Origin of the sequence: Paraburkholderia sp. XV, assembly GCF_020177535.1 — a bacterium.
In the GTDB taxonomy this organism is placed as follows: domain Bacteria; phylum Pseudomonadota; class Gammaproteobacteria; order Burkholderiales; family Burkholderiaceae; genus Paraburkholderia; species Paraburkholderia caribensis.
In genome coordinates this window covers 44,675-68,228 of the sequence record NZ_JAGUUD010000017.1, presented here as the reverse complement: position 1 = coordinate 68,228, position 23,554 = coordinate 44,675, and the positions used below count along the sequence as shown (strand labels likewise).

At 61.1% G+C, this 23,554-nt stretch carries 22 protein-coding genes and 6 pseudogenes; 11 read left to right on the top strand and 17 right to left on the bottom strand.

All coding sequences use genetic code 11. The annotated features are described in order from the left end of the window. Nucleotides 1–136: 136 nt before the first annotated feature. The 4 pseudogenes from KFO72_RS11915 to KFO72_RS11900 all read left to right on the top strand — a co-directional run. Nucleotides 137–259, top strand: a pseudogene (locus KFO72_RS11915) (2-dehydropantoate 2-reductase N-terminal domain-containing protein); the annotation flags it as partial. A gap of 228 nt (nt 260–487) precedes the next feature. Then, nucleotides 488–2,012, top strand: a pseudogene (locus tag KFO72_RS42510) (ParB family protein); the annotation flags it as partial. An 18-nt stretch (nt 2,013–2,030) separates the two neighbouring features. Continuing rightward, nucleotides 2,031–2,361, top strand: a pseudogene (locus tag KFO72_RS11905) (STY4526/YPO1902 family pathogenicity island replication protein); the annotation flags it as partial. Further along, nucleotides 2,342–2,572: pseudogene (locus tag KFO72_RS11900) on the top strand (helix-turn-helix transcriptional regulator); the annotation flags it as partial. The pseudogenes KFO72_RS11905 and KFO72_RS11900, both read left to right, overlap by 20 nt. A gap of 508 nt (nt 2,573–3,080) precedes the next feature. On the opposite strand, the gene KFO72_RS11895 reads toward KFO72_RS11900, so the two are convergent. After that, on the bottom strand, nt 3,081–4,022 hold the full coding sequence (locus tag KFO72_RS11895) for a LysR substrate-binding domain-containing protein (RefSeq protein ID WP_225032208.1): 942 nt from the start codon (nt 4,020–4,022) through the stop codon (nt 3,081–3,083). Between the two features lie 252 nt (nt 4,023–4,274). On the opposite strand from KFO72_RS11895, the gene KFO72_RS11890 reads away from it, so the two are divergent. Both KFO72_RS11890 and KFO72_RS11885 read left to right on the top strand, forming a co-directional pair. After that, nucleotides 4,275–4,691, top strand: a complete 417-nt coding sequence (locus KFO72_RS11890) for a nuclear transport factor 2 family protein (protein WP_225032183.1) — start codon at nt 4,275–4,277, stop codon at nt 4,689–4,691. Nucleotides 4,692–5,007: 316 nt separating this feature from the next. Continuing rightward, nucleotides 5,008–5,209, top strand: a pseudogene (locus tag KFO72_RS11885) (conjugal transfer nickase/helicase domain-containing protein); the annotation flags it as partial. Between the two features lie 111 nt (nt 5,210–5,320). Here the strand turns inward: KFO72_RS11885 and KFO72_RS11880 are convergent. Together KFO72_RS11880 and KFO72_RS42505 are read right to left on the bottom strand one after the other, a co-directional pair. Beyond that, nucleotides 5,321–6,097: a DODA-type extradiol aromatic ring-opening family dioxygenase gene (locus KFO72_RS11880; RefSeq protein WP_412101776.1), complete on the bottom strand. Its 777-nt coding sequence runs from the start codon at nt 6,095–6,097 to the stop codon at nt 5,321–5,323. 124 nt (nt 6,098–6,221) lie between these two features. Next, nucleotides 6,222–6,835, bottom strand: a pseudogene (locus KFO72_RS42505) (FMN-dependent NADH-azoreductase). An 88-nt stretch (nt 6,836–6,923) separates the two neighbouring features. Between KFO72_RS42505 and KFO72_RS11870 the strand changes: the two are divergent. Further along, a complete protein-coding gene (locus KFO72_RS11870) occupies nt 6,924–7,328 on the top strand; it encodes a winged helix-turn-helix transcriptional regulator (protein WP_225032181.1) in 405 nt (134 codons plus the stop codon). Nucleotides 7,329–7,677: 349 nt separating this feature from the next. On the opposite strand, the gene KFO72_RS11865 is transcribed toward KFO72_RS11870, so the two are convergent. Continuing rightward, nucleotides 7,678–8,418, bottom strand: coding sequence for an SDR family oxidoreductase (locus KFO72_RS11865; protein WP_225032180.1), 741 nt, complete (start codon nt 8,416–8,418; stop codon nt 7,678–7,680). Between the two features lie 101 nt (nt 8,419–8,519). Then, a complete protein-coding gene (locus KFO72_RS11860) occupies nt 8,520–9,518 on the bottom strand; it encodes an alcohol dehydrogenase catalytic domain-containing protein (protein ID WP_225032179.1) in 999 nt (332 codons plus the stop codon). Nucleotides 9,519–9,808: 290 nt separating this feature from the next. Between KFO72_RS11860 and KFO72_RS11855 the strand changes: the two genes are divergently transcribed. The 3 genes from KFO72_RS11855 (at nt 9,809) to KFO72_RS11845 (ending at nt 11,866) form a co-directional block, all read left to right on the top strand. Then, a complete protein-coding gene (locus KFO72_RS11855) occupies nt 9,809–10,138 on the top strand; it encodes a winged helix-turn-helix transcriptional regulator (RefSeq protein WP_225032178.1) in 330 nt (109 codons plus the stop codon). Nucleotides 10,139–10,156: 18 nt separating this feature from the next. Continuing rightward, a complete protein-coding gene (locus tag KFO72_RS11850) occupies nt 10,157–10,465 on the top strand; it encodes a hypothetical protein (protein ID WP_225032177.1) in 309 nt (102 codons plus the stop codon). Nucleotides 10,466–11,251: 786 nt separating this feature from the next. Further along, entirely contained in the window at nt 11,252–11,866 is a 615-nt protein-coding gene (locus KFO72_RS11845; protein WP_225032176.1) for an NIPSNAP family protein, read from the top strand. A 69-nt stretch (nt 11,867–11,935) separates the two neighbouring features. Here the strand turns inward: KFO72_RS11845 and KFO72_RS11840 are convergent, their stop codons facing one another. The 10 genes from KFO72_RS11840 to KFO72_RS11795 form a co-directional block, all read right to left on the bottom strand. Further along, on the bottom strand, nt 11,936–12,190 hold the full coding sequence (locus KFO72_RS11840; RefSeq protein ID WP_225032175.1) for a hypothetical protein: 255 nt from the start codon (nt 12,188–12,190) through the stop codon (nt 11,936–11,938). Between the two features lie 50 nt (nt 12,191–12,240). Then, a complete protein-coding gene (locus KFO72_RS11835; RefSeq protein WP_225032174.1) occupies nt 12,241–13,671 on the bottom strand; it encodes a M20 family metallopeptidase in 1,431 nt (476 codons plus the stop codon). 31 nt (nt 13,672–13,702) lie between these two features. Beyond that, nucleotides 13,703–14,848: a porin gene (locus KFO72_RS11830; RefSeq protein ID WP_225032173.1), complete on the bottom strand. Its 1,146-nt coding sequence runs from the start codon at nt 14,846–14,848 to the stop codon at nt 13,703–13,705. 73 nt (nt 14,849–14,921) lie between these two features. Then, the gene (locus KFO72_RS11825) at nt 14,922–16,307 is read right to left on the bottom strand and encodes an MATE family efflux transporter (protein WP_225032172.1); all 1,386 of its coding nucleotides are present in this window, start codon (nt 16,305–16,307) and stop codon (nt 14,922–14,924) included. Then, the gene (locus tag KFO72_RS11820) at nt 16,304–16,945 is read right to left on the bottom strand and encodes a cysteine hydrolase family protein (RefSeq protein WP_225032171.1); all 642 of its coding nucleotides are present in this window, start codon (nt 16,943–16,945) and stop codon (nt 16,304–16,306) included. Before KFO72_RS11820 ends, KFO72_RS11825 begins: the two co-directional genes overlap by 4 nt. A gap of 78 nt (nt 16,946–17,023) precedes the next feature. After that, nucleotides 17,024–17,821 (bottom strand): ABC transporter permease, encoded by a 798-nt coding sequence (locus tag KFO72_RS11815; protein WP_225032170.1) that lies wholly within the window; start codon nt 17,819–17,821, stop codon nt 17,024–17,026. After that, complete coding sequence (locus KFO72_RS11810; protein WP_225032169.1) at nt 17,818–18,708, bottom strand: ABC transporter permease; 891 nt, start codon at nt 18,706–18,708, stop codon at nt 17,818–17,820. The genes KFO72_RS11815 and KFO72_RS11810 overlap by 4 nt, the downstream gene beginning before the upstream one ends. Before the next feature lie 5 nt (nt 18,709–18,713). Beyond that, nucleotides 18,714–19,790, bottom strand: a complete 1,077-nt coding sequence (locus KFO72_RS11805) for an ABC transporter ATP-binding protein (protein WP_225032168.1) — start codon at nt 19,788–19,790, stop codon at nt 18,714–18,716. A 3-nt stretch (nt 19,791–19,793) separates the two neighbouring features. Continuing rightward, entirely contained in the window at nt 19,794–20,915 is a 1,122-nt protein-coding gene (locus KFO72_RS11800) for an extracellular solute-binding protein (RefSeq protein ID WP_225032167.1), read from the bottom strand. A gap of 153 nt (nt 20,916–21,068) precedes the next feature. Continuing rightward, nucleotides 21,069–21,995, bottom strand: a complete 927-nt coding sequence (locus KFO72_RS11795; protein ID WP_225032166.1) for a LysR family transcriptional regulator — start codon at nt 21,993–21,995, stop codon at nt 21,069–21,071. 171 nt (nt 21,996–22,166) lie between these two features. Between KFO72_RS11795 and KFO72_RS42275 the strand changes: the two genes are divergently transcribed. Continuing rightward, nucleotides 22,167–22,961 carry a transposase gene (locus KFO72_RS42275; protein ID WP_225032165.1) on the top strand — a complete coding sequence of 265 codons (795 nt, stop codon included), beginning with the start codon at nt 22,167–22,169 and terminating at the stop codon, nt 22,959–22,961. Here the strand turns inward: KFO72_RS42275 and KFO72_RS11785 are convergent. Together KFO72_RS11785 and KFO72_RS42055 are read right to left on the bottom strand one after the other, a co-directional pair. Next, nucleotides 22,958–23,401 carry an aldehyde dehydrogenase family protein gene (locus tag KFO72_RS11785; protein WP_225032164.1) on the bottom strand — a complete coding sequence of 148 codons (444 nt, stop codon included), beginning with the start codon at nt 23,399–23,401 and terminating at the stop codon, nt 22,958–22,960. The two genes, KFO72_RS42275 and KFO72_RS11785, sit on opposite strands and share 4 nt — an antisense overlap. Continuing rightward, a complete protein-coding gene (locus KFO72_RS42055; RefSeq protein ID WP_263627380.1) occupies nt 23,388–23,510 on the bottom strand; it encodes a hypothetical protein in 123 nt (40 codons plus the stop codon). The genes KFO72_RS11785 and KFO72_RS42055 overlap by 14 nt, the downstream gene beginning before the upstream one ends. Nucleotides 23,511–23,554 lie beyond the last annotated feature (44 nt).

Sequence of the window (23,554 nt, the reverse complement as noted above, 5' to 3'; positions counted from 1 at the left end):
AGCGGCCTCGACGATTTGCCTGCCCGAAGGTGGTCGCCGATGTGATGAAATAGAAGACGCCGATGTGCAGATTGTCGACACGTCACTGGTGATTTTTGCTATCGAAGCAGGATAGTCTATTAAAACAGGAGAGGTAATGACGATGTCAGGAAATCCGACGATCGCCATCGTTGGGCCAGGTGCAATCGGCACGACGGTGGCGGTAGCTCTTCATGAGGTCGGACGCACGCCGACGCTTTTCGGTCGCTCAGCGCACGAACCTTTTTAATTTATTTACCCCGACGCCAGTCAGTTGCGCAGTATTGCGGCACCGGATCTTTCCGCGGTGTGGGGGCTGGCGCCGCAGTCTACTGGTGCGAAAACGAAGTGCGTTCGAACCAACACAACTGTCTAGGTCGACACCGATGACCGCGCTCACGCCCGACGACATGGCTGCGAAGCTACTCCTGCGAAGCTGCTCGCCGACGGTTTCGAGCGCGGCAGTCCTATGGCGTCATCGCTCACCGACCCGATCGCCGACACGCCGATGGTCATGGCGCTCGACCAGTTGCGACCCTACGAACTCAATCCGCGCTACGACGATCTCAAAACATCGATCCGCGAGCGTGGGCTGGATGCGCTGCCGGCCTTCACGCGCCGCCCGGGCGTGCCGCACTACATCATCCGCAACGGCGGCAACACACGCCTCGCTATCCTCAACGAACTATGGGACGGAGATCCGTGACGAACGGTTCTTCCCATCGCTTTCCTGTTCCGTCCGTGGTCGCCACGCGGCGAGATCATCGCGCTCACCGGCCATCTCGCCGAAAACGAACTGCACGGCGGCCTGACCTTCATCGAGCGTGCACTCGCGGTAGAAAAAGCCCGCGAGCTGTATGAACAGGATGAACAGGAAAGCAACGGCACCCTGTCGCAGTCGGAACTGGCCCGTCGCCTCACGCGCGACGGCTATCCCACACCGCAACCGCATATCAGCCGCATGCAGGATGCCGTGCGGTATCTGTTGCCCGCCATTCCGACGCTGCTCTATGGCGGACTCGGCCGGCCACAGATCGAAAGATTCGTTGCCTTGCGTTGGGCCGCCGGGCGCACGTTGGAACAGCGCGGTGGCGCGGGGGCGGATTTCGCCGCGATGTTCCAGGACGTCCTGGCGACCTCGCAAGCTTCACCGCCCAGCGCGTGCAGGACGAACTGGTCGGGCAGATGGCCGAACGCCTCAGCGTCGATTACGAGACGCTCTGTCTGGACCTTGAGGAATCGGAGACCCCAACAGCGCGCGCTGCATCGTAAGCCCACCGCGCGGAGAACGACGCGTCTTCCGTCTCCCGCGAACAGTCACCGTTACCGCCGACCGACGCAACGTCGGCAAGTGCCGCGCCCTCGGCCGACGACGCGGCACCGCTGCCGGCAACGCCCTCATCCCCTGACGCAGCGCCATCCTCCACGCCGGACGGTGATCCCGATCTTCGCGCCACCCCATGTCGTGTCGCCCGCGGCGAACACGGAACGCCTGCACGAGATCCAGCAACTCGTCGCCGCGCACAGTGGCGGCGATTCGCCACCCGAATTCGCCACGACCGTCATCCAGGCTGTGCCCGTCCAGGCCGGCGGCCTCTATCCGGTTTCGGATATGTGGGCCATCGCGCCTGCCCTGGATGATCCGTTGCCACTGCGCACCCACATCGCGCAGCTCGCGCGCGAGATTGCGGCCGAAGCCAACGTCGATGCCTGCGTGGTGGCGACCGACCAGGGCATTGGCTACAGCATCGATGACATCGGCCCACCGCGCATCTCACCGCTGCCGTTTTTTTGCGCGTGCGGTGCGCGGACTGCTCCAGGCTCTGACGCTCGTGTTACCGGACGCCGTAGCAGCGTCGGGCGATAGGGCCTTCGCCAGCCTGCGTCTGTCGGACGCTCTGGCTCCCCTCCCACTGGGCGGCACCGCCGCATATCCGTTGACGCGACTGAGCGATGCTGCCCGCGTGAAACTCCACCCGGCGCAGCGGACGGCACACGCATGGAGCTCCCTGATGTCGACGCCCCACCCGCTGAACCTGGCCGTAACCGCCCCAGGCCCTGCATGATCTTCGACATGGTCAGCTGCGCCCCTGCAAGGCGATGGGCTTTCGCGCTGAAGCGCTCCGAGAAAGTCAGTCTCCTGGTCAACGCGTCGGTGGCGTAGTGCAAGTCCAGCTCAATGGCGACGTGCTGCATCGTCTGCTGAACCAGGCGCGTGATGTCGAGCAGCAGATTGAAACCGTGGACCGCATGCTGCGCCTGGGCGCAAACACGGAGATGGCGAGCCAGTTCTACGGCCTTACCCATCAGGAGGTCGCCCTGCGCCGCAGCACTATCGCGCTCCACGTTCTTTGAGAGGTTCAAAATCGAGGTTGGCGTCCCGCCCATGGAATACCTGCTCGCCTGGCGCATGGCTTTGGCGAAGAGCCTGTTGCGGCGGAAAGGGGATGGGATCGCGTCAGTCGCGGAACAGGTTGGCTATAGCTCTGCGAGCACGTTCAGCGTCGCATTCACGCGATATGTCGGACTGCCACCGACCCAATATGCACGATAAAATGTCAGATCGTGATCGTGGCCGAAGAACGACTTCTTCGTTGGAAGCGACAGAACGTTTGCGCCAGGCCCCGCTCCGCTACCTCGTGTACCGCATACGCCGGAGCAGCCCGTCATGACGAACAAAGTGGTGATAAACGCCGCTCACAGGTACAAGGCAAACAGCGCCACGAGCGCATACGCATCGACCCGGTCCGGCGCGAGGGTCGTAATCCTGGAAGTTTGGTGTCACAGCATCTGGACGGCCCAGGGCGGCGGGGACTGAGCCGCTGAGATCCATCATTGTTGATGCACGGAAACCTGACCCGGCGAAGGCACATGGCAGCATGCGTGAACAGACGGTAAGACCATCCGTCCACAATGCGCGACGTTCAGTATCACGATGTGTTTCGGCAGTGGTTCGTCGTTCGTCGCAATGTGCGTCGCGGCGTGGCCCAATTGCAAAGCAAGTCGCGGGTCGAGTTCGTCGCAGCCTCAATTCTTGAGCACCGTTCGCGCAAAGTCGGCATTCAAGTGGGTCGCCGAATCTTTTGTCGTTTCGGCTCGTCTGCCTTGGTGACCAGGCACTTGCCAAAATGGGTGCGCACAAAATCGACGAACACCCGCACCTTGGGCGTCATTTTCCGGCTGCTGGGCCATACCAAGTGGATACTGTTGGAATCCGCCACGTATGGATCCAGTAAGGTTTTCAGACGCCCATCGGCGAGCGCGTTCTTGACGGAAAAGTCAGGCACGCATGCAATCCCGCGCCCTGCCAGCGCCATATAAACCAGCATGTCCAGGCTGTTGCACACCATCGACAATGGCAACGACGAGACCGTCGCTGTGAACATCGAAGGCCGCAGCGGCCACTGGTACAGTTTCCCAGTGGGTGTCCAGCGATAGTGCAAACAGGCATGACCAAAAAGATCATCCGGATTCGCTGGCACTCCCTTTCGTTTCAGATACGTCGGCGAGGCGACCAGACAGGCGCGCCACGAACCCAGCGGGCGGGAGACGAGCCGTGAATCGCGAAGCGCGCTCCCGCGAATGACGACGTCGAATCCTTCATCGATCACATCGACCAGCCGATCAGTGAAATCAAGATCAAGTTCGATCTCGGGATGCTGCTCCATGAAGGCTGAAAGCACGGGAAATGGGAGCCCCGCCGAATGCGACAACCCAACCCTTAACCTCCCTCGAGGAAGCCGGGCCATTGCGCTGAGTTCATCTTCGGCCGCCTGAACCTCCCCGAAAATCCGTCGGCACCTGTCCAGAAACACCTCGCCTTCGGACGTAAGACGGACGCTTCTCGTGCTGCGCTGGAAAAGCCGCACGCCAACGCGCTCTTCCAGCCTGGAAATGCTTTTGCTGATGGCCGACGCCGAGATGCCGAGCTCCCGCCCGGTGGCGGCGAAGCTCCGGGTTCTCGCAGTGTGGACAAAGACTTCCAGCCCTCCCAGCGCACTCAAATTTTCCACATGAGCCCCTACATCTTATTCATGACATTTTTGTCATGGCTAATGTGAACGCTAACCCGATTAATGATGACGGGTCAATGCCCTTACGATGGATTTAAACGACAGCCGGCCCGTACGGGATGCCGGTCGCACTTCATGCAGGCCGCAGCGCACCTGTTGCAGAGATCGAACAAGGAAAGCGCCAGCGTTCTGGAAGCTCAACGCGCCGTACCGGCGTAACGGTTCTATCAGGAGAATAAGGCTATGGTTACCACTGAACATCTCGACGCCTACCTCAAGGCCATGGGCAATCGCGACGTCGAAGGGACTAGGGTCCATATGGCGGACAATGTCGTACTCAGAAGTCCGATTGTTCCCGCCCCCTTCGAGGGGAAGGAGCATGTCGCGACGGTTCTCACTCAGTTGCTCGCGACTGTTGACGCCTTCGAACCGAAGCTTCTCCTGCGCGACGGAGCCGACTTTGTCGCCGTTTTTACGATCAGACTCGGCGATCACGTCCTTGACGGAATGGATCACATGCATCTGGATGAAGCGGGCCTCGTAGACAGCATGACCGTGGCATGGCGACCGCTTCCCTCGGTTGTCGCGGTCCAGCAAAAGCTTGCCCCGAGATTGGGGGGGAAGGCGATGATGCTGGTTCCATCGGATCCATCTGCCTGAATCATCGGTCCCGACCGCAACGGCATGACGGTGTTGGCCGCGCATCTCGAAGGTACGTGTATCGAACGGTCGACACTCATTCGTTATGCTGATAATGGCGACTGGCTGCCTGGAAGTACCGGGCTGCAGTCATCGTCAAACAAAAAACAAGCGAGCATGAGAGCCATGCCGCAGGCGAACGTCGCTGCTCGACGCGCTTGCGTCGAAGCTCGTAAGCCAACGCAAAGACGTTTGCCATCTGTCGTAGGCTGCACGATGCCGTGTTCCTGCAGCACATCGAAGAGCATTGGGTTGCTCTCGGGAAACCGAATGGACGTGCGCGCAGAAACGCTTTGAGCGTCTTGGTCTGCATCGCAAGCAGACGACGGACTCAACATCTGGACCTGCGAGGTAACAGGACTCGTAAGAGCCGACGGCTGCACGGCTATCTGCTCGAAACACCGTCGCACCTTTTCCTCGATACGCCCCCCAACAACCCGTACCTCGCACTCAAGGAAGACACAGCCTCCCCGGACTGAGCGAGCATAGTCAAAGGGCGACCAAGTGACATTGCACAGCAATCCACCAACCACGACCGATCTCGAGAGATCTTTCTGTGCGTGCGGACTGTTCCACGCGCTTCCGCAGTGTCAGGGGATCGGCACTCCGACCGGAGCCTCGCCGAAGCGATAACTCGAAGCAGTGATGGCGCCCATAAAGGTTTGCTCGTGATAGACCCGGTTGCCGGCATCGTCGCCGGCGGCGCCGACCGCGACCATCAGTGGGATCAAATGGTCTTCGCGAGGATGGGCAGCACGCGCGGCCGGTGCGTTGGACCAGCCAATCAAACGACGTCTGCGTTCCGGCGACTTCGAGTCGACCAGCGTCTCGTCAAGCCATTGATCGAATGTTGCGGAAGCCACCTCGCCTGCCCCGCTCAAGATGCCCCGGGTGTCGTGAAAGCTGAAACCGCTACCGACGATTAGCACACCCTGGTCGCGCAATGGAGCAATCAGCTCACCGACCCTGATATGCTCAGCCGGATCGAAGTCCTTCTTCATCGAGAGCTGCACCAGAGGTACCGTTGCCTCGGGATATAAGACGTGCATCAGTGAAAACGTGCCGTGATCATAGCCACGGTCCGGATCGAGCCCGGTCGGCATACCGCCATGTTCAAGCATCGCGCGTACCGTTTCTGCCAGGTATGGCTCACCGGGCGCAGCGTAGCGGATGCGGTACGTGTGCTCGGGAAAGCCGGCATAGTCGTAGTACATGGGTGGGCGAGCGGCAGAGGACAGCCAGAACCGGTCCGCCTCCCAATGTGCGGAGATCATCAGCACAGCACGCGGCAGATCCGCGAGCTCCGTGCGGATATCGTGGAGCGACTTTTCGAGCCGGTCATACGCGCCGGGACGGAACTCTTTCATCCATGGCCAGGGGCCACCACCATGGGAGAGGAAGTATGTCGGTAATCGATGGTGCATCCAGGTTTCCTTGCAGAGGCGTGTATCGGACTGGTCGGCCTGTGCACCGGCCAGAGCTTGAGAGAGATCAGGCCGCGAGCCTTTGAACGGCGTCGCGCGCCGACGCGATTGCCTTTTCCCTGATATCCGGGACACGCACGCCTTCGGCGATCACCGTCTCCAGGTTCCTTACGCCGATGAAGCCCAGCGCTAGCCGCAGAAACGACTCTGCATGCTCGGCAGCCCCGGGAGCGGACTGTTCGCCGTAAACATCGCCGCGGGCGATCGCCAGTATGACCTGCTTGTTGCCTGTCAGACCTTCGGGGCCGTTCGGCCGTAACGGAACGTAGTTCCCGGCACGATGCGCCGGTCGATCCAGGCCTTGAGTTCTGACGGCAGTGCAAAGTTATACAAAGGAGCCCCGATCACGACGATGTCGGCCTCGATAAACTCTTTCAGGATCGCATCGCTGATGTCACGCTGGTCCTGTTGCCTGGCATCCAGCGTCAGGACGGTTTTTGCGAGCGGATGGGCCGACGGTGCGGTCACAGCGGTGAAATGCGGCAGATCCTCGGCGACGAGATCGCGATAGATGATGTCCAGCGCTCTTCTTTCGCTGAGCTTTTCGACGATGAGCTCGGAAAGCTGGCGTGAGACCGAGCGCGAGCCGTTGATGCTGCTGTCGATGTGCAGAAGTTTCACGGTTCACGATTCCCGTTAATAACCAGGTTAAAGTATGTGCCTACCCTGATGGGCCCACAAGAACGCACAGATTTGACACCTAAGGCACATGAATGTGACTGATAAAGCTCCCGAAGATGCGCCCGTTCCGCGCCGAGGTGGTGCCTGCCTCAAGGTCTCGCAGGTCATTGGCCGCATCGGCGATAAATGGACCGTGATGGTCATCATCCTGCTGCGCCAGCGCCGTCACCGGTTCAACGAACTCAAGCGTGAGATTGACGGTATTTCGCAACGCATGCTCACACTCACGCTGCGGAATATGGAACGCGACGGCCTCGTCACGCGAACGGTCACGCCCTCCATCCCGCCTCGGGTCGATTACGAACTGACGGACGTCGGTCGATCCCTGGCGGAACCGGTCAAGGTCCTGGGTGACTGGGCTTTCCAGAACCTCAGGCACATCGCTGCCGCCCAGGCGTCGTACGATGCCCGAACCGTCGGGAAGGCGTTGTAGCGGTGTGCCGCGACGGCCTCGAAGGGTACAAAACGCGCAGCTATAGCTCGACGCTCAAAGCCTGACTATCGGCGAAAGCCAGTGGCATATCGATGAGCACTTCGCGACGGCCTTGAGGCTCGCGGCAATGAGAATGGCCAGTGTGGGCGCAATCGCGGCAACGAGAAGAGCAACACAGATACCCATGATCTGCGACACGATCAGGCGGGGTCTGTCGAGGCGGTCGCCAAGTGGGACGAACAAATAGCATTCCGATCGCGGACCCAACTTGGTTGCGCCCGGAATAGCGCCAAGCCGAGCACGCATTCCGCAGCACAGCGAGCGGCACTGATGGTGGATGGGCTTTCGATCAGGAAAACCCGCCATTAACCCGAATGGTTTGGCCATTCACCCATTCACCATCGGGCCCTACCAGGAAGGAAACGGCCCCGGCGATATCGGCTGGCTGACCAAGACGTTCTAGAGGCGAGCGCATGGCGGCCTGCGCCAGCATTTGCGGCGATTTGTCCTTCAGGTAAAGGTCTGTCGCTGTCGGGCCGGGCGCGATGCTATTCACCGTGACAGCCCGCCCGCGCATCTCCCTGGCAAGGACAGCCGTCATCGCCTCCACCGCAGCCTTGGTTGCAGCGTAAGGTCCATAGGTGGGGAACAATGTCGCGGTCGTTCCGGACGAAAGATTGATGATACGGCCGCCGGGTCGCATTCGCCTGGCCGCTTCCCGCAGTGTATTGAAGACGCCCTTCAGATTGATGGCGATCATGCGGTCGAACGCTGCATCCGTCATGTCAGCGAGCGTCGCAAGATTCTGGATGCCGGCATTATTGACGAGCACGTCGATAATGCCGAAACGCGCTTCGATCGTGTCGAACATGCCGTGGACCGCAACCGCATCGCTGACGTCAGCATGGATCGGAAACGCGATGCCTCCATCCTTGCTGATCTTTTGGGCCAGCGCCTGGGCCAACGCCGTGTTGCCAGCGAAATTTATAGCGACCGTGAAGCCGTCACGCGATAAACGCTCCGCAATGGCGGCACCTATTCCGCGAGATGCGCCGGTCACGAGTGCGACCTTGTGCCCTTCATCACTCATGCTTATCTCCACACCATAACGTGCATGTATGCCGGGCCAGCCGAATGCGGGGTGCGAAAATCATCCTTTCACCGACACATGATGGCCGCGTCTACCGCGCTCTATGCGAGTAAAACTGCCTTGGCACCGGACGTCGATTCGTAATTCATCGCCTCGGCAATCTGGTCGAAAGCGAACTCCTTTCCGATCCTTGTCTTGAACATCGGCTCGTCGATCCATCCTTCGAGTTCCTTGAGCGCCGCTGTGAGCTTCGCCGGATTCTTCACCGTTTGGCTCTCGAAATTGCTGAATCTTTTCACGACCAGATTGTTTGTCAGGAACAGCGTGGAGGGAAACGAGATCGACGCGGCACCGCCAAGGAGCCCGTAGATGTAAATGGTAGAGTTCGGCGGAAGACTCGGCGCGATACGGCTCGTAAGATCACCTCCCACGCCGTCGAACACCGCGGTCGCTTGAAGCTCGGCGGCCAGTCCGCCCAGCCTGCGCTCAAAGTTGTCGTCCGCCGTCACGATCACATGCTCGATGCCGCGCCGCTGCAGGTTTTCCTGCGCGGCCAGGGAGCGCACCAGAAAAATCGCGGGCATGTTTCGCTTCCGCGCGAGGGAGGCCAGTGCATGACCGGTCGCTGCACTCCCGGCGGTGACAATGATTCCACGATGTCGCTCCGCGGCGATCTCCTGTAAAAACGCGTAAGCCGTGATGGCATTGACGAGCGATCCGCAATAATCCCGCATGCTGACATCGTCGGGCAGAACGAGGCAGCTTCGGTAAGGAACCATCGCTCTTTCGGACCAGAGCCCGACCGTGTGCGGGCTGCCTTGAAGTGACCGATAGATCGCCACCTGTTTGCCGGCGTAACCGGATGGAACGTTCGCGCCAAGCGCGACGACCCTCCCCGCTCCTGACGCGCCCCATACGTCGTAGCTGCTACCCGGAAAATAGCTACCCGTCGCCAGTGGCCTGGTGAGGAAGGTTTTGTCACCGGGGTTGATCGCGGAGGCATCCATATCGACCAGGACATGGCCCTCGGCCGGTTCGCTCAGGAACGGGATGTCACGAACCTCCAGCCCTCGACCTGATGTTACGCAGATAGCTTTCAAAGCGTCACTCCCTGGGTGTGGGAGAGGCACGAGTACCTCTCACCGGCGTCCTGGAAACAGTAAGCCGATAGCTAACCATTCACAAGTACGGAATTTTTTGTTAGTACTTCCCTTTTCGGAGTGCCCGGACTATCGTTTGAAGAAGCTGTCTTCTCCCTGTTAATACGGGAGCTCAGGTGGGCTATCGTCCGAGGCCCGCCAGGACTGACACGGCCGGGGATCAGACCATCTCTGGACAACAGGTTCTAGCGCCCCCGGATTCCACACGATTTTTCTGGATTGCCCCCTTTATGAAAGCTCCGACGCAATGCCCGGTGGCCTTCACCTCCCGGATCATGGGAGGGAAATGGAAAGCGCGGATCGTATGGGCGTTGATTCGACAGGAGCCCCTGCGCTTTTCCGACGTACGCCGGGCGTGTCCCCCTATCAGTGATCGCATTCTGTCGAAGGAATTGAAAGAGCTGGAGGGTTGGGGCCTCATCGCGCGGCGGGAATATTCCACCATTCCACCCAGGACCGAATACAGCCTGACTGCACTCGGGCAGACGCTTGTTCCCGTGATGGCAGCCATGGCGGCGTGGGGAACTGAACACCGCGCGACGATAGCCGGCCAGAGTTAGCCGTTATTGACGGCCGTGATGAATCGCCCGGGTTTCGCCTTCGAATTAGATCGCTCGCTTTTTTCGCTCCTCGTCCGCGTCTGGCCCATGGGCACGGTGGGCGTGACAGAACTCGCTGCCACGGCCGACCAGAGGGTTCGCGAGGCACGGCTGGGGGCACAACGGGCAGCCCATGCCAATGCGATCACGAGGGCGCGGCGCAAGCTTCCGGGCGAATTGCTGGACGGTTGGGCGGACGAGATCGTCAAGCGCCCGATCGCCTCTTACAAAAAATTTGTCATATTGCGTCACGCGCAGCGGACCATATTTCCACAACGTCTTGGGTAGCGAGGCCAGGCCCGGTGCTCCATCTGCGGGAGAGACGCTCATCGGCGCTCGTTACATTGATCACCGGCAGCGATACCGCGCCGGTCCTGCGAACGATCAACGCGCTGCCAGTGGGTCATCGGTGGACTCGTACGCCAGGCGTGACGCTGATCGGCAACGCGGCTCATCGGTCGCCGCCGGCCGGCGACGGCGCGACTCTGGCGATGCTCGAGGGGCCAAGCTTGGCGAAGCCATCGCCGCTCGTCCTGGAGACATCGACCATGCGCTGACCAGGCGGCGATGTTCTCACGCAGCGAAGTCGCTGACGCGGGCGCAAAGCGGGTCCTGGACCTTTGCCTGGGTGAGCGCGCGCCCCTTCAGCCTCATCAGGTTTCTCAGCGCGGAACGATGAATTCGTGAGGTTATGTTTGCTGAGAACCCGGGGTCGCGGGCGCAGATCTCCCGATATCTGTCAGCCTGTGTCGGCCGCACGCCGGTTTCTGTGAAGTCCAGCATTTTTCGGTAAAGTCGCTTGGCAGTGTTCCCAACGGCGAGAAAGCTAAATCACCGTTTGCCCTGTGCGATCGTGCACTGTAGCTCCGCCGCCCATGCCCACGCTTCGAGGGAAGGCTTCTCGTAGCCATCGCGGTGCAATTCATGTGGCTGAGAGAACTCAGTCGGTGCGATTTCAGCCTGCAATCGGCAACCGGTGCGGTTTGAAAATGTGCTCCCGTCGCACTGTATCGTTCGCTATTCAATTGAGGCAAGCCGCAGGAACGCCTTGCCGGACCGATCAAGGAGATTGAGATGTTGTATGAGCTAATCACACTTTCGTGCTCTCTTCTGGAACAGGACGCCACATCCGATGGCGCGCGACGCTGGATATCTGACGCCGGTGCGACGGGTACCCTCCTTGGATCATGGCGAACGGAAATTGGCGAGCTCGGGCAAATCATCGTCCTGCGCAAGTTCGGGACCATCGACGAACTCCGGCATGAGCGCGAGCGGACTTATATGGACGAGCGGCCATTTCGTACACAGAACCCGCACGTCCGGATGGACATGGAAACCTATAGATTGTTTCCTTTTTTGCCAGAAGTCGAACCGACGAATTTAGGCAGATTTTATGAGTTTCGCCGCTATTGGCTGAAATCCGGGGGAATCCCGCCAACCATTACCGCCTGGGAGAAGGCCATTGGCCCAGCCAAGGCCTACACTTCTCATCTGGTCGCGAACATGTACGCACTCGACGGTCCACCTCGCATTGCCCACATCTGGGGATTTTCCAGCCTGGAGGAGCGTATGGCGTTACGGGCACATCACTATTCAGCAGGGCTATGGCCGCCGGTCGGCGGCCCTCAGCAGATCGAGAAGGCGACCTCAACGATCTGCCTGCCTGAAGCGTGGTCGCCGATGTGCTGAAGTAGCAAGCGCAAGCGATATGCCTATCATCAGTGAGCAGACGGACCGAGCAAATTTGATGTGGGTTCTTCATTTCTCGATCGGCGCGCGCAAGCAGCGAGCGTAGTCCGGCTCTTGTGCATCGGTGCAATAGGCACGCTGTTCGGGCCGATGACGCCACGATTCTGCTAGCGAACCGGCCTCGGACGTGTCGAATCCGAGTGCCTCGACAAGCGCGGATTTACTTTGATCGGCCAGCCCCGATGCGCTCTGCCAGGCGGGGATCACAGATTCCCAGAGTGGCTCGTCGATGGGCGCGAGTTCGCCATGGATACCTGACGACATGAACGACTCCTTGAAGCAGAGAAAATATCTGACAAATGACCCGACGAAGCTCAGGCTGTGCGATGCGTAACGCCGGACTTCAACGCAGGGGCGACGCCGTCCGGAATCGGCGATTGGTACCCAGGCCCGCCACCTCGCGCGATCAGTTCGGCTTTTGCTTCGGCAAGCCGCTGCGGCTTCGACAGCAGATCAATCGCAGTGAGGGCGAGTACTTTCGCGGCCGCTTCGAGGCCTTTGTGTGCAAGCGCAGACTTCCCCTGCGCAACCATTTGCCAGGAATGAAACGCGGTTCCATAGGCGTAACACGCCGTGACACACTGTGCGGTAGGTACGACCCAGCTTACGTCGCCGACATCGCTCGATGCAAAACTCAGCCTCGTCTGCTCTGGCCGATAAGCAAGCAGTGGTCCGATCGCGGGCATCTCTGCCGTGCCCGCTTCGGCGAGCAGCGCCTGACGTTCGTCGTCCGAAAACGTGCGCTGCACCGCACGCGCGGCGTCGACTTCATGCTGTTCGAACGTGGGCTCGCCGATTTGGATCAGACTGTCGTGCATGGCATCGGCGAGCGTGCGATTGAAGACCAGGTTCGAACAGGCCTTCTCGAACTCGATGTCGACCCGGCAGCCCGTCATCAGCGCAGCGCCGCGCGCGACGTCGCATACGCGCTCGTACAACCGGCGCGTGGTTTCATTCGACGGCGACCGGATCAGATACAGCACGGCCGCCTGCGCCGGCACAATATTCGGCGATGCGCCGCCGCTGTTGGTGATTGCGTAATGCACGCGCGCGTCGCCTGGCATGTGCTCGCGAAGATAGTTCACGCCGACGTTCATCAATTCGACGGCGTCGAGCGCGCTGCGCCCGAGATGCGGCGCGAGCGCAGCATGCGACGCAACACCGTTGAAGCGGAACTGCACCTGCAGGTTCGCGAGTGTGACCGCCGTCACGACGCCGGTTTCGTAGTCGGGATGCCAACTGAGCGCGGCGTCGAGGCGGTCGAACGCGCCGGCTTTCGCCATGAACGTCTTGCCGGAGCCGCCCTCCTCGGCCGGGCATCCATAGAAGCGGATCTGACCCGGCAGGCCATGCCGCGCCAGATAGCGCTTCACGGCCACCGCAGCCCAGTGCGCCCCGGCACCGAGCAGATGATGGCCGCAGCCGTGGCCATTATCGCCCGTCTCCGGAGCCGCAACCCGGGCAAGCGCGCCGGATTGCTGGCTCAACCCGGGCAGCGCGTCAAACTCGCCGAGAATCGCAATCACCGGGCCGCCGTCGCCGGCCTCCGCATGGAACGCCGTGGGCATGCCGGCCAGATCCGGCGTGATCCTGAAGCCCTCATCCTCCAGCATCTTGCGGTGGTAGCGCGCTGAGTCCCACTCCTCGTAACGCAGCTCGGCATACCGCCAGATTTCGTCGCTCAGTTCGATGAAACGTGCGCGCGTCTCGTCGAAAAACGGCGCCAACTCTTTCGTCAAATCCATGTAATCGCTCCCGCACCGCTCACCGGTCGACTCAGAAGTTGTGCTTGATCCCCAACAGAACGGCGGTTTGCCTGTCGCCGGCCGCTTCCGAGAAATTGTTGATCTCCGCATTTGCGAACTGGCTGCCATCGCTGTGCAGCCTTTGATATATGCCCGCAGCGTAGAGGCTGGTACGCTTCGACAGAGCATAGTTCGCGATCACGCCGATCTGGTTCCAGTGCGGTGCCTTCCCGCTCACCGTCGCGCGCGTGTAGGTGTACGCGCCCGACAGATCGAACATGGGCGTGATGTGATACACCGCGTTGATTTCGTAGTTGGTGAAGGCCAGTGAATTAGCGCCGGTAAATTCCACGTTCGACCACAGACTGGTCGGCTGATCGAGCGTGGTGCGTGTGATGTTCGCCCCGAGCGTGACCTTCGTGAAGTTGTAGAGCACACCTGCGCCGAACAGCGACTGCGAGCGCGTCGTAAAGTTGGCGTCATCGGTGTCGATTGCGCCCCTGGTACCACCGGTCACGTCGTCGCCGGGATTGTCGAGGTGTTCGTAGGCGAGCGCGATGCGCAGCGAGCCGTTCGTATAACGCGCGCCCGCGCCCCACATGCGGTTATCAGCAAACCCGGAGCCGTCTCCGCTGCTCGGCGAGCTCTTGTTGCTGAACGCGTACGTGCCGCCGACGGAAAGACCGTGGTACTCGGGGCTACGATACTTGACGGCGTTGTTGACGAGGAATGCACCCCAGATGTTGTCGTTGTCGTACGGATGTGCGAAATGCGAGCCGCCCCAGTCACCGCCCGAGGAAAACGCCCACAGATAATCTCCCATCGGATCGATCATCCGGCCCATCAGGAGCGTGCCCCATTGCCTGTTGGTCAGGCCTATCTGCGCCTGACTACCCCACATCGAACCGCTCGGCCACTGCGATCCGTTGACGATCGAAAACGAGTTGCGGAACTGGAACACGACGCTGGTGCCACCACTGATGTCCTCCGTGCCGCGCAAGCCCCAGCGCGTCGATTGTGTCGACCCGCTCGCCGCCATGAACGCGTGCGAGCCGCCGACGTCCGACACATAAGCGAGACCCGCGTCGATCTGGCCAAATAGCGTGACGCTCGATTGCGCGTGCGCTGCTGCGATCGGCAACGTTGCCAGCAAACCTGCGGAAATTGCCTTTTTCACGTAACCCCCTTTCATTTATATAGCAATCCGAATTAATATCAACCGTGTGACCCGCGCCTGCGTGCCATTCCTGTTATTCGTTCACCCAACCCGTGCGCGGCTGAGGGTGCTGGAAAATCTCGCTGCGCCATAGCAGCCATAACATCACCGAGGCCACGCACAGAGCCGCGAGCGCAATGCCTGTCCAGATTCCGACCACGGCGGGCGTGATCCAGCGCGACAACCCCCATGCCAGCGGCAGACCCACGCCCCAGTACCCACCGACCACGATCAGCATTGGCACCCGAGTCTTGTGCGTGCCGCGCAGCGCACCCGCGGCGATGGCTTGCAGCGCATCGCAGCCGATGTATAGCGCACCGAGCAGGAACAGTTCGTTCGCCAGTCGATCGATTGCCGCATAGCGCGCATCCGTGCGTTCGACGAACAGCCGCACCACGGCGTCCGGACATGCCACAAGCAACGTTGCGCACAAGGCGGCGTAAGCCGCGCCGGTCGCGAGCATGAAACCCGCCGTGTGCGCCGCATCCCGACGCTGGTCGCCGCCCCAGTGCTGGGCCACCCGCACGGTGGCTGTCTGGGCAAGGGCCAGCGGCACCATGAAGGCGGCGTTGACGATATTCAGCGCCAGTTGGTGCGCACTCAATGAGGCAGTGCCGAACCGGGCCACCATCGTCGAGAACAGCAGGAACAGCCAGATCTCGCTCGCGTAGCCGACCGCGATGGGCCAGCCCACGCGCACGATGCCGCGGATCCGTCCCAGCACTGCGCTGCGTGCGTCAGGAAGCCGCGCAACCACGATCAGAGGACACAGACGCACGCGAATCGCGTAGCTGGCCAGGCCGACAAGCATCGCCGCCCATGTAAGCGACCACGCGATGCCCGCGCCGTACACCCCCCAGATCGGAGCGCCCAACATCCCATACGCCAACATCGAACTCAGCACACCATTGCAGAGCGTGGCACCGACAGCGATCGCCATTACCGCACCCGTGCGCCGCACCGCGACGAGGAAATAGCGCAAGCTCGCCACACACAACGCGAACGGCGCCCCCCACGCGCAGGCACTGCAGTAGTCGAGCGCGGCCTTGACCACAGCAGGGGGCATGCCGAACAGCGCCAAAACAGGCGACACGTTGCTCAGCGCGAGCGCCACCGGCACACTACACGTGAGCGCAACCAGTATTGCGGCAATCAGGATTTGCGCACGCTCGGAGGCCCTTGCGGCTTGCGCCGCGAACGGCTGCAGTCCTGCAATCACGCCTTGCGCCACCAGCAGCAGCGCGGCGGCAACCGCCGCGCCTAATCCGCCGCCTGCCAGCGCCGTGCTGCCGAGATGCCCGAGCACGGCCGTTGAGATCGCCGTCATCGCCATCTGGCAGATCTGTACCAGTGCGAGCGGACCGCATAGCGTCACCAGCGCGCGCCATTCGCCGGACACGCCGGAGGCTCGACCTCTCATCCCCGGTCTCGCCGCTCGCCGTATTCACGAATCGCGTCGATCATCGCCGCCGCCGGCTGGATCGCGCCCGTCTGCAGATACTCCATTGCACGCAATGCGGCATCGTGTGCGCCGACGCTCGAACCGTGCACGCAGTCACCAGCAACACGGCACACATAGTCGCCCTGATGGGCATCGACGAAGGTGTAATGCACGCAGACATCGGTAAAGCCACCGACCAACAGCAGCGTTTCCGCCTTCAGCCCTTTCAGCAGAATCTCGAGATCGGTGCCGTAGAACGCCGAATAACGACGCTTCGGGACCTTGTAATCGCCAGGCACCATGCCCATCTCTTCGAACGCGAACTCGCTGCGCGGGTCGTCCTCGATGCAATGCACGCCTTCCATTCCGTCCAGTTCACGACCGAAGTCAATGCGGTCGGAGCGATGCACCTCCTTGACGAAGACAAGCGGGACCCTGGCGGTGCGCGCGGCATCGACGATGCCGCGCGTGCGGTGCAAACGCTCCATCCGGTCCGGCATGAACTCGAGTCGCGAGCCCGCTGGCACCTCCATATAACTGCCCTTCTGGATGTCGATCACCACCACCGCGGGCCGTCCGACGATCATCCTGAACGGCTTCCTGTCTGGCTTGTTCATTCGTATTCCTACTTAACTATTTTGTTGTTTCGTTTCTTAAACAGCATCGCAAACGCGTTCGCGATGCCGACCGCCGGCTTATTCGCGCCCGCCCATCAGGTTCGGGAGGTTGCCGCATGCGCCGATCGCACCGAAGCAAACTACTCCGAGCAGCATGAACAGCACCGCCCCCACGCACATGGTCGGCTGAAAGCCCATGCGCAGACTGTCGAACACCTTGATTGGCAAGGTCGTCACCGTGAAGCCGGATGTCATATACGCAATGATGTATTCGTTGATGCTGGAGATGAACACGAACACGCCAGCCGAACACAGATACGGCCACACCACGGGCAACACGATGGTGCTGAAGATATCGCGTTCGCGCGCGCCCAGCGTCCGGGCCGCCTCAACGATCGAGCGCGGGATCGTACCGAAGCCAAGCGTGATGATGGCGAGCGGCATCGGCAAGAACACGATCGCCTGGCTCAGGACCGTGTTCTCGACGTGACCGGGATGCCCCACCGCCCTCCAGAACACCATGAACACGACCGCCAGGACGACCGCGGGCAGCATGAGCGGCATGGCAGCGAGCGCGCTGACCAGACGCGTCAACCATGTCTGACGCCTCCATGCGGAGAACGCGATTGGCAGCGCGAGCGCGATGCACAGGACGGCAACCGCAACGCCGATTGCGAGAGACGTCATCAACGCGTCGCGCCACCCGTCGTCGGCGAGAAACGCGGCGTACCAGCGCAGACCAGGCTGACGGGGCGGGAACGTCATCAGCGGCTGCCGGTTCAGGCTGACGCCGGCGACGATGGCGACAGGCAGAACCATGAAGCCGGCCACCAATGTCAGGAATCCGTGGCGCAGTAATCGGGCGGCCGATGTCATGCCAGCCTCCGTGCACGGGTGAGCTTCCACACTACCACCGCGAGTGCGCCGGTCACCGCCAGCATCAGGACGGACAGCGCGGCCGCTCCGGGCAGGTTGTCCGTGTTGAGCGCGGCATCGCTGATCAGCACCGCCAGCGTCCAGTCGCGCGGCCGGCCGAGCACCAGCGGCATCACGTACGCGCCGAACGTCAGCATGCAGTCAAGAATCAGTGTGATGCCGATCGCGGAGCTGGTACACGGAATCACGACGCTCACGAACACACGCCACGGTTTCGCGCCCATCGTACGCGCGGCTTCGACCCATTGCCGGTCGAGCCGTGACAGTGCCGGATAAAGAATCATCACCGAAAACGGAATTGCCACGTACAGCACGCAACACACTGCTGCGCCGAATGACGGCACGAGCGAAGCGCTCGCACCGGTCATGCCTGCGGCGCGCAGCATGCGATATAGCCAAAGATTACGCGACAGCAGCACCTGCCACGAGAACGTGACGAGCACATCGGAAAGCGACAGTGTGGTCAGAATCAGGATCAGCCACAGCGTTTGTGCGCGGCGACCCATCTGCGCGAGAAGCCATGCGAGCGGGTAGGCAATCACGAGCGCGGCGAACGAAACGACGATCGCGAGATAGACGGCGTTCCAGGTGGCGCGAATGACGACCGACGCACCGAGCGCGTGATACTGATCCAGCGTAAAACCGACCCATAACTGCGGCGCGTCGCTCGGCGCGAAACTCGCTCGCAGCAACAGCACCAAGGGGATCACAAAAGCGACCAGCAACACGAGCCCCGGCAACACGATCGATGCAGAAGGCAGCCGCACCGGGTTCGCGCCGACGCGTATGGACGTCGGACGCAAGCTGAATAACGAGTCCGTTTCCATCGGCATCAGTTCGCGAGAATCGCCGCGCTGTCAGCGGGCAAACGCACCCGCACGCGCTCGGCGTGCTGGATGCCCGGCCATTGGCCCGGCGCGCCGACGCTGATCAGCTCGATGCCCTGGCACACGACGCGCAGTTCGACCAGATCGCCCAGATCGCGTACGAAGGTCACTTCGCCGGGCAGCGTACCGTGCGAAGCAGCGCCACCGTCTGCATCGGCGCGCTCGATCCGGGTATCTTCGGGGCGCACCGACACCGTCACGCGCGTGTTGCGCGAAGTACCGCGCGGAATCTTCGCCATCGGCAACGCCTGGCCGAGCACGCGTACATGCGTATCGTCGAGCACTTCGGCATCGAGCAGATTGCTCTGTCCGACAAAGCTCGCGACGAAGCGATTGGCCGGATTGCGATACACGTCGATTGGGGCGCCGACCTGCTGGATCTTGCCGTGCGCCATCACGACAATTGTATCGGCGATGGTCATCGCTTCGCGTTGATCGTGCGTGACGAGGATGGTCGTGATCTTCAGTTTCTGTTGCAGCATCCGCAGCTCAACCTGCATGTGGTCGCGCAGCCTGGCGTCGAGTGCGGAAAGCGGTTCGTCGAGCAGGAACAGCAGCGGCTCCTGGGCGATCGCGCGCGCGATCGCGACGCGCTGACGCTGGCCGCCCGACAGCTTCTCCACCGACTGATGCCCGATCCCCGGCAGCTTGATCAGCTCAAGCAGTTCGGCGACGCGCGCCGCGCGGTTCGCGCGATCAACGCCGCGCAGGCGCAGGCTGTACGCAATGTTCTCGGCGACGCTCAGATGCGGAAACAGCGCGAGCGACTGAAACACCATCGCAAAATTGCGCTGCTCGACCGGAACGTTTGTAATGTCACGACCGTCGACAAGGAGCCTGCCGGACGACGCCGATTCCAGCCCAGCGATAATCCGCAGCAAGGTGGTCTTACCGCAACCTGACGGCCCGAGGAAACACACCAGTTGCCCCTGGGGGACTTTGAGCGACACGTTGTCCACGGCGATGCCGCTTCGAAACACCCTGGTGACGTCGCGTACTTCGAGTCCAAAAAACGCGCTCATCGATCAGCCCATCAACATCTGGTTAAAAGCCTGGGCCATATACTGCCCGTTGGCGACGCGCGCTTCCGTGGCGATAAAGATAGGCTTGCGATCCGACGAAACCAGATTGAATTCCGCGTCAGTCAGCTTCAATCGGCTCCGTTCGATCACCGGCGCGCCGTGAACATGACGCGCGACGATTTCCTGCGCAGTCGGCGAGCAACTGAAATTGAGAAACGCGGCCGCTTCGTCGAGCTTCTTCGATGCGGACGGCTGACACCAGTAGTTGACGCCCTGCACACCGCCCTCGCGCGGAAACAAAGAGCGGATCGGAAAGCCTGCTTTGCCCAGCGAAATCGCGACGTCGTGAACGAACGCGCCGCCCGCCACTTCGCCGTTCTGCAGCGCCGTCTGCATCGTGCCTTCATCCTGCCACCAGAGCTTCACATTGCCTTTGAGCTCGGCGATCTTCGCCATCACCCTGTCGATGCCGGGCCGTGTTGAAAGGATCTGTGTCCCGCCGAAATACAGCGCCGATGCGATCTCGAACAGCGGCGACTGGCCGCCGCTTTGCAATCCCCATGTGTTGGGCCGCCTGCTCCACAGCACGCTCCACGTGTCCGGCAGCGAAGCGATTTCTGTCGGATTGAACGCGAGCGTGAAGTACCAGCCCATTGCGCCGACACCGTCGATGCCCGATGCACCATGCCCGAGATAATGCGGGTCCAGTCCCGTGACCGCCGGCAACGCATTCGCCGAGAACTGACGCCAGAGATTCTTCGCGCGACCGCGAATCATCTGCGGTCCCACTGCCATGCAGATGTCGAACGGCACGGTGCCCGCCTGGTTGGCCTGAGCGAGCTGCAGCATGAACTGCGGGCCCTCGGGTTGTTCGACTGCTTCCACCTTGATGCCTGTTTGCTGCGTGAACACTGGAAAAAAGTGCTGCTTGTAGGCCTCGAGAAAATCGCCGCCATACGTCGAAACGCGCAGCGTGCCGGACGTGGCGGGCGCTGCCGCAAAGCTCGCGCCGGCCACCCCACCCAATGCGGGCGCGCATGCGATCGCCGCGAACCGTTTGAGCGCGGCGCGCCGCGGCAGGTTCGCGCGAACGGCACCCTGGTCCCTGTTCTTCATATCGGTCATTGAGTCCTCGCTGATATGGCATTCTTCACGTTAGGCCGCGCTTCGCAGGCGGCACGGTGAGAAATTAACCGAGCAATTTTTTGAGAAACATGATGATGTGGACAACGTTAGTTACCAAGTCAGGCAACCAACGCTGCAACGACAGGGACAGGTCTACGCAACGGCGCAATCCGGTGCGATGTCCACGTATTCAAGAAAGGAGGAGACAGCAGGCGGGTTGCCATTGCGGCGAACGATGAGTTCGATCTCGCTGGACAGATCGAACTCATCGCTCAACACCTTGACGAAGCGCTTGCCCGTCAAGGCAGCGCGCGCGTAGTGATCAGGAAGATAACCGAAGAACAGGTCGGTGGAAATCAATGCGGCCACCGCTTCGACATGGTTGACATCGGCGGTCCGAAGAAAGCACTTACGCGCGTTCTCCAGCGCGCCGGGGCCCAGCAGCGAATAGCACGCGAACTCATACGGATGAAGATGTTCGCGTGTCAACGTATTGCCATGAAGTTTGTACGCCGGATGTTCTTCGGAACAGTACAGTCCGCACGTTTCGACGTAGAGGCGCCGGTGCACGAGCATCGGCAAATGACGTCGGCCGGCAATCACGCCAATGTCGAGCTCGCCATCGATCACCCCCTGCTCGATCGCGTAGGTCGGGATCATCCGCAGATCGATATGGACCGCCGGATGGCGCGTCTTGAACTGCTTGAGAACGTGCGGCACGCGAAAATTGGGGTCTGTGATCAACGTGTCGAGTACGCCGATCTTCAGATCGCCTGACAGTTCGCCGCTCAGCGCCTGAATGCGATCGTCGAAACGCCTCAGGTCAGCAAGCAATTCGCAGGCGGCCTCGTAGACGCGACGGCCTTCGTCCGTCAATGCGAAGCCACCTCGTCCGCGCTCGCAAACGCGGATCTTCATCCGTATTTCGAGGTCCTTCACGGCGCGGCTGATCGCGGGAAGACCCAGCCGTAGTTGTGACTCAGCACGTGCAAAGCCGCCGCAATCCACGATCGTGCAAAAGATCCACAGCAGTCTGAAATCCCCGTCCTTCAGCCGCGATCCAAACCAGTTCCTGCCCACGTTATTTCCGGCTCAGTAAATGATGGGGCCGGGGCTGGATGATCCGCGCCGGCTAGAGCGATGTAGAGGAAAGCAAAAACCGCACCAATGTTCGACGCCATGAAAAATCCGTTAAACGCACCTGGTGGGTGCGAGCATCATCCGAATTGGTGCACACAACGAGGGAAGGGAGTGCTTGATATCGCGATACAAATATGGTCATTGTCACAGAGCCTTCTGGCTGGATTGCCTGGTACGCTGGGGATGGCCGCCCAGTTCGACGCAGCCAGCATCGATACCCCGAGCGTTGCCTATATGCAAGCGTCGCCTGGCTCGCACCTGCCCTCCCCGACCGACAGTCGATGTCCCCGCAGCGGTCCGCCGATTGATCCGTCCAGTGTTCGGTCCCGGAAACTATTCTGCCTGGCGGAGTCAGCGGTTGAAGCCATCCGAGACCTGGTTCGTGCCTGCGAGGATGCGGTCAACGACCAGCGTAGGGTGCGACAGAGGCCGAAGTCTTTGCTGCTCCGTCACGGCCATGCCTTTACCGGCACGCGCTGGGGACCGAAGCGCGAGCTCAATCTTTCAAAGATCAGGTTCGAGAATGCCGCCCAACACATTGTCTTTACCGAGTATCGCGTGGCTGCTGCCCGGTTTGCCACCGAACTCGTCGATCGTCTCACTAAGTCGCTGCGCGCCCAAGCCGAAATGTGGCGCTGGTTGTCGACGGTTAAAGGCCTGATGACCCTGCGCAGTATCGACTTCATCTCCGCGCTTGTCATCGTCGCTGAACTCGGTGACTTGCGCCGCCTCCCCCACCCACGCAAACTCATGGGCTACCTTGGGCTTGTTCCGGTCCGAACATTCCAGCGGGACGTCAAAGCAACGAGGCAGGCTGACAAAGACGGGAAATACAACCTGCGCAGGACACTCGTCGAAGCGGCGTGGAATTACTGGTTACCGGCAAGGATCGGTGAATCGCTCTAACCGCGGCTGGAAGGGCAATCTCGGCACATCATCGACATCGCGTGGAAAGCGCAACTTCGGCTCGGCCCGAAATACCGCGGCACGAGATTGGCCAGCAGCGCCGCGGTACGCGGCGTGGTGTTGGCCGGCTTCAGGACCACTGTGTTGCCGGCAGCAAGTGCCGCGATTGCCGGATCGAGGAGGAGCAGGATCGGTGCGTTGAAGGGGGCGATCACCAGCGCGACGCCGTAGGGTTCCTTGTAGATGACGCCTCGATTGCCGGTCGCTTCCAGCCCATCCGGAATCTTCACCGGCTCCGGCGCCATCAGCGCCTTCAGGTTCTCGCGGTAATAGCGGATCACGCCCATCGGCACATTGAGTTCGAACAGTTGCTCGAAGGCAGGCTTGCCGAAATCCTCGTGAAGCGCCGCACAGAGCGCTTGCCTGTTATCGCAGAGCATACGGTTTCATGCTGTCGAGCTGACCAATCCGCCAATCGTAGCGTTTGGTCGCATCGGTCAGGAAATGCTCGCGTTGGGCGTCGAGGATCGACTGGAATGGATTGGTCATGGCGCCCTGCCGAAATGAAGCGTCGGCTGCTCGCATGGAGCAGC